Origin of the sequence: Pseudonocardia sp., assembly GCF_050250275.1 — a bacterium.
Lineage (GTDB): Bacteria > Actinomycetota > Actinomycetes > Mycobacteriales > Pseudonocardiaceae > Pseudonocardia.
On sequence record NZ_JBFWOY010000070.1, the window covers coordinates 1 to 5372 of the forward strand.

9 protein-coding genes are annotated in these 5372 nt (G+C 72.4%); 5 read left to right on the plus strand and 4 right to left on the minus strand.

The genetic code is table 11. From position 1 onward, the window contains the following. Together AB7F12_RS31555 and AB7F12_RS31560 are read left to right on the plus strand one after the other, a co-directional pair. The coding region (locus tag AB7F12_RS31555; RefSeq protein WP_428502309.1) for an integrase core domain-containing protein at positions 1 to 126 on the plus strand (126 nt) is incomplete at its 5' end. Positions 127 to 309: 183 nt separating this feature from the next. After that, positions 310 to 606, plus strand: coding sequence for a 4a-hydroxytetrahydrobiopterin dehydratase (locus AB7F12_RS31560; RefSeq protein ID WP_428502725.1), 297 nt, complete (start codon positions 310 to 312; stop codon positions 604 to 606). 8 nt (positions 607 to 614) lie between these two features. On the opposite strand, the gene AB7F12_RS31565 is transcribed toward AB7F12_RS31560, so the two are convergent. After that, positions 615 to 1061: a VOC family protein gene (locus tag AB7F12_RS31565; RefSeq protein WP_428502726.1), complete on the minus strand. Its 447-nt coding sequence runs from the start codon at positions 1059 to 1061 to the stop codon at positions 615 to 617. A 92-nt stretch (positions 1062 to 1153) separates the two neighbouring features. Between AB7F12_RS31565 and AB7F12_RS31570 the strand changes: the two genes are divergently transcribed. Beyond that, entirely contained in the window at positions 1154 to 1708 is a 555-nt protein-coding gene (locus AB7F12_RS31570) for a CGNR zinc finger domain-containing protein (protein ID WP_428502727.1), read from the plus strand. A 192-nt stretch (positions 1709 to 1900) separates the two neighbouring features. Continuing rightward, on the plus strand, positions 1901 to 2959 hold the full coding sequence (locus AB7F12_RS31575; RefSeq protein ID WP_428502728.1) for a 3-deoxy-7-phosphoheptulonate synthase: 1059 nt from the start codon (positions 1901 to 1903) through the stop codon (positions 2957 to 2959). Positions 2960 to 3026: 67 nt separating this feature from the next. Here AB7F12_RS31575 and AB7F12_RS31580 read toward each other — a convergent pair whose 3' ends face one another. Beyond that, positions 3027 to 3926 carry an SRPBCC family protein gene (locus AB7F12_RS31580; protein WP_428502729.1) on the minus strand — a complete coding sequence of 300 codons (900 nt, stop codon included), beginning with the start codon at positions 3924 to 3926 and terminating at the stop codon, positions 3027 to 3029. Then, a complete protein-coding gene (locus tag AB7F12_RS31585) occupies positions 3904 to 4233 on the minus strand; it encodes an ArsR/SmtB family transcription factor (RefSeq protein ID WP_428502730.1) in 330 nt (109 codons plus the stop codon). Before AB7F12_RS31585 ends, AB7F12_RS31580 begins: the two co-directional genes overlap by 23 nt. A gap of 332 nt (positions 4234 to 4565) precedes the next feature. On the opposite strand from AB7F12_RS31585, the gene AB7F12_RS31590 reads away from it, so the two are divergent. Then, complete coding sequence (locus AB7F12_RS31590; RefSeq protein ID WP_428502731.1) at positions 4566 to 5036, plus strand: hypothetical protein; 471 nt, start codon at positions 4566 to 4568, stop codon at positions 5034 to 5036. A gap of 221 nt (positions 5037 to 5257) precedes the next feature. Here the strand turns inward: AB7F12_RS31590 and AB7F12_RS31595 are convergent. Next, a partial coding sequence (locus AB7F12_RS31595) for an integrase core domain-containing protein (RefSeq protein ID WP_428502732.1) occupies positions 5258 to 5372 on the minus strand: 115 nt, incomplete at its 5' end.

A 5372-nucleotide genomic window follows, 5' to 3' on the forward strand; every position in this document is an offset into this window, starting at 1 on the left:
GAACGCGCACGCCGCAAGGCGCTGCCAGCATGGCTGCACCACTACAACCATCACCGGCCTCACACCGCGCTCGGTAACCAGCCCCCGATCACCCGCTGCACCAACGTCACCGAGCAGTACACCTAGGAGGGTGCCGACCGGCTCCGGCCGTGGCGAGCGGGGTCCAGATGGTGCCGTCGCAAGGTGGGCGGGTGCGCTCCCGGGGTCGTGTCGGCGTGCGTGCCCGACGTCGGGAGGGCGGCGCCCGGGTGTCGCGCCGCAGGCCGCGTTGGTCAGCGCGTTCCCGACCCGCTGCGCGAAGATGGCCGCATGGCCGATCTCCTGGACGACGCCGCCATCACCGCAGCCCTCGCCGACCTGCCCGGATGGGAGCGTGACGGTGACTCGATCGTGCGCACCGCCGAGCTGCCCGACTTCCCGACCGCGATCCGCGTCGTCGGCGAGGTGGGTGCGGACGCCGAGCGCGCCGACCACCATCCCGACATCGACATCCGTTGGCGGACACTGACGTTCCGCCTGTCGACGCACTCCGAGGGCGGGCTGACCGCCAAGGACACGGCGCTGGCCGCGGAGATCTCGTCGCGTCTCTCCGCGGCCGGCGGCTGACCGGGAGGTCAGAAGGAGCCGCAGGTCGGACCGTCGGAGACGGGCGCGGGCGCGCCGTCGACGCCGGTGGCCGAGTAGATCTCCAGGCGGACGCCGTCGGGGTCGGCGAAGAAGATGCCGCCCGACGACGCGCCCTCGGCGTGGGCGACCACGCCGTCGTGGAACAGGTGGGCACCGGCGGCGCGGACGCGCTCCTCGGCGGCGCGGACGGTCTCGACGTCGTCCACGAGGAACGCCAGGTGGTGCAGGCCGGGGCGGTCGGCCGCGTACTCGCCGGTGCTCTGCTGCCAGAGGGTGACGACGAGGTCTCCGTCGATGCCGAGGAAGACGAACGGGCGGTCGCCCGTCAGCTGTCCGTCGAGCACTTGGAAGCCGAGGATCTCCTGGTAGAAGGCGACGGATCGAGCGAGGTCGGTGACGTTGACGCCGACGTGACCGGTCTTCAGGGCTGCCATCGAATGGCTCCGTTCTCATGCTCATATCGCGAAGTAACCATTAGAACGTAGCGACCGGCCTCTAACGGGGTCAAGGAGAGTTAGCATTAGATATGGCCGATGTCTCCGGTGGTGCCCCGCTCCTGGGAGAGCCGCTCTCGATCGAGCTGGCCAACACCAGGTACGCGGTGCGCGGCAACCCGCGCGAGGGCCTCGACACCGCGGACCACCTCGCGGGCTGGCTCCGCGACGTCCGGCTGCCCGCGTCCGGCGTCGACGCCGCAGACCTCGCCGCGGCCGTCGCACTGCGCGACGCGGTCCGCCGGCTCGCCGCCGCGACCGTCGACGACGAGCCGCTGCCCGCCGACGCCGTCGACCTCGTCAACCGTCACGCCGCGACCCCGGCCCGCTGGCGTGAGCTGTACGCCGACCCCGAACCCCGGACCGTCGCCCGCAGCGCCGGCGGCGACGTCGCGACCGCGCTGTCCGAGATCGCCGCCGACGCCGTCGACCTCTTCGGCGGCCCCCGCCGCCACGACCTGCGCGCCTGCCAGGGCCCCGGCTGCGTCCTCTACTTCATCCGCAGCGGCCGCCGCGAATGGTGCTCCCACGGCTGCGGCAACCGCGCCCGCGCCGCCCGCCACTACGCCCGCAACCGCCCGACATGACCATGCTGCCTGGCGGGTCGGGCCCCGGGTCGGCTACTGTCGCGCCCGTGCAGCGCCAGTACTGGTTTACGCGACCGGCCCGGGACGGGTCGGCGGGCGATCTGCTGCGCTGACCATCGACCACCCCGAGCCGGACGGACCGGCTCGCGGTGACGACGGGCGGGTCCGATCCCTGAGAGGACGACCCCCGTCATGAACACCGTCGCAAGCCCGAACCTGGATGCGCAGCGCACCGCGGGCATCAGCCCGCTGATCTCCCCCGCGCTCCTGCGGTCCGAGCTGCCCGTCGACGCCGACGTCGCCGCCACCGTCACCCGCGGCCGCGACGCCGCCGTCGACGTCCTGACCGGCCGCGACGACCGCCTCGTCGTGGTCGTCGGCCCCTGCTCGATCCACGACGCCGACGCCGCGCTCGACTACGCCCGGCTCCTCGCCACCCACGCCGAGACCCTGCGCGAGGACCTCGTCGTCGTGATGCGCGCCTACTTCGAGAAGCCCCGCACCACCGTCGGCTGGAAGGGGCTCATCAACGACCCCGACCTCGACGGCACCTTCCAGGTCAACAAGGGCCTGCGGATCGCGCGGTCGCTGCTGCGCGACATCTGCACCCTCGGCCTCCCCGTCGGCTGCGAGTTCCTCGACCCGATCACCCCGCAGTACATCGCCGACCTCGTCTCCTGGGGCTCCATCGGCGCCCGCACCGCCGCCAGCCAGGTCCACCGCCAGCTGTGCAGCGCGCTGTCCATGCCCATCGGGATCAAGAACTCCACCGACGGCGACGTCCAGATCGCCGTCGACGGCGCCCGGGCCTCCGCGGAGAGCCACGTCTTCATGGGGATCAACCCCGACGGCCTCGCCTCCCTCATCACCACGACCGGCAACCCCGACTGCCACGTCATCCTCCGCGGCGGCAGCGGCGGGCCCAACTACTCCGCCGAACACGTCTCCGGCGCGCTGGGAACACTCACCAAGGCCGGGCTGCCCGAGCGGCTCATCGTCGACGCCAGCCACGGCAACTCCGGCAAGGACCACCGCCGCCAGCCGATCGTCGCCGCCGACCTCGCGGAGCGCATCGCCGCGGGCGAGCGCGGCGTCGTCGGGGTGATGCTGGAGAGCTTCCTCGTGGCCGGGCGTCAGGAGATCGGGCCCGACATGGTCCGCGGCTGCAGCGTCACCGACGCCTGCATGGACTGGGACACCACCGCCGCGGTGCTCGACAGCCTCGCCGCCGCGGTCCGCGCCCGCCGCTGACGACCCGCGCGCACCTCATGGTCGCCCCGGGCCACCGGGACGACCATGAGGGTGCGGCCGGCCCTGCTCACCCCTGCAGCTGCGGCTTGAGACCGGACTCCAGGGTGAGCGCCCACGCCGTCGAACAGAACGCGAACCAGCGGGCGTCCCGCGCCCAGCCGGCGTGCGCGAACCGCAGCACCGTGAACTCGTCGGCCACCACGTACGCGTCGAGCGGGGGCGCGAGGTCGGCCCTCGCCACGGTCGTCAGGTCGAAGGACAGCCGCGTCCCGCCCCAGTCCGACGCCGGGTTCGCCGGATCGTCGACACCGCCCAGGCACTCCCACTCGACACGCTCACCGTCGACGAGGTCGACGATCCGCATCCGCAGGGGGACGCCGAAGCCGTGGTCGAACTCGACGACCGCACCGACGACCGGCTCCGCGGCCACGACGCGTCCCCACCAGGCGTCGAGACCGTCGCGAGTGGTCAGGGCCGCGTAGACGTCCTTGCGCGGGGCCTCGATCCAGATCTCGTGACGCATCGCCAGGCCGTCCACCGGCCCGCGGGCGACCGCAGCCCCGAGACGGCGCAGCATCGTCGCCCAACCCTGCTCGTGATCCCCGGTCCCCGACACGGGCAGGCCCCGGTGGACGAGGCGCACCGTCGTGCCGGAACCGTTGGGACGCAACGTCACCTCGACCGTCGACGACTCCGGCGGCACCCCGACCTCCGGCTCGGTGAACCCCCACGTGAACACGACCCGGTGCGGCGGATCGACCTCGACGAAGCGTCCCGACATGTGGAACGGTCCACCGCTGCCCCGTTCCTCGCCGGGGTGGACCTGCACGCAGACACCACCCGCGCGCGGGTCGAGCACCGCCTCGTCGGCGAGCCAGCGGGTGAGCTTCGCGGGCTCGACGAAGAACGCGAACACCGTCTCCGGCGTCGCGTCGATGTCGATCTCACTGACGACGGGCTCGGTCATCTCGAATCCTCTGGTCGCGTTCGGCCTCGGCCTTCAACGTCTGCAGACGGTTCTCCCAGAAACCCTCGAGGAACTCCCTGACCTCGGCGAACCCTTCGGGCCGGGTGCGGTAGAGCCGACTGGTGCCGACCCTGCGCTCGACGACGAGGCCCGCGTCGCGCAGCACCCTCAGATGCTGCGACACCGTGGGCCGGGCGACGTCGGGGAACTGCGCCGCGATCGCTCCGGCGGCGAGCTCACGGTCGCGCACCAGGGTGAGGATCGCGCGGCGCCGTGGCTCGGCCACCGCGTCCAGTACCGCCTGCACGGTGCTTAATGTAGGCCATGACTTACGTAAGTCAAGGACGACGAATAGTGCCGACGGGTGACCGTCCACAGCAGAACTGTCACGCTCAGTCTCGACCGAGCGCATCACGACGCCGCTGCACCCACCCTCGCCCCACCCGGCCGGCGACCACGAACATGCGGTGACGACGCGCCACGCTAGGTGCACGCTGCAGTGGCTCGAAGCGGTCGGCCCGCTCACCCCTTCCGGTCGGCGACAATGCCCTGCCGCCGCGCGTCACGTTGAACCGGTCGACGCCCACCGACCCCCGTCGAACAACGGGGACGCGGGCGTTCCGACCGGAGGAGGAACGCATGCGCAAGTCGATGCGAGCAGTGCTCGTCGGTGCCGCAGCAGTGCCGATCGCGGTGCTGACACCCGGCCTCGCCTTCGCCGGCGACGCCGGACACGACGGCGGCCGCGACCACGACAAGGGCACGTCCCACGACAAGTCCACGTCCCACGACAAGTCCACGTCCCACGACAAGTCCACGTCCCACGACAAGTCCACGTCCCACGAGGACTGCGACGAGCACGGCGGACACGACGACGGCCACAAGGACGGCCACGGAGACAGTCGCGAGGACGGGCACCACAAGCAGAACAACCACGACCACATGGGCGGCGACGACCGCGGCCCCGGCGGTGACGGCCCCCACGAGGACGCCGCCATGACACCTCCCGGCCCGCCCGTCAACCCGCTCGACCTCGTCACCGGCCTGCTCGGCAGCCTCCCGGCCGCGCCCCAGCCTCCTGCCGCGGACGAGCCCGCCTCCATCGAGTAACGACCACGGGACAGGAGCCGGGGGCTCCTGTCCCGCACCGCCCGCCGAGGGGGGGCGGCGGTGCGTGACGGCCCGGACGCCACACGGCGTCCGGGCCGTCCGCCGCCGCCGACAACCACCGCGTCGACAGGTCGGCCGCGGCGCTCCGGACGGCCGTGTCCGCCTCCGGCGAGCCCGCTCGGCAGCGCTGCCCACTCGAACGGGCTAGGTGTACTCGGCCGTCAGGTTGGTGACAGGCGACTGATCGGGGGGAGCCCGCCGAGAGCGCTGTGGCGGCGTTGAGTGTTGTAGTACTCGATCCACGGGGCAAGCGCGGCGGCGCGTTCGTCGTTGCTG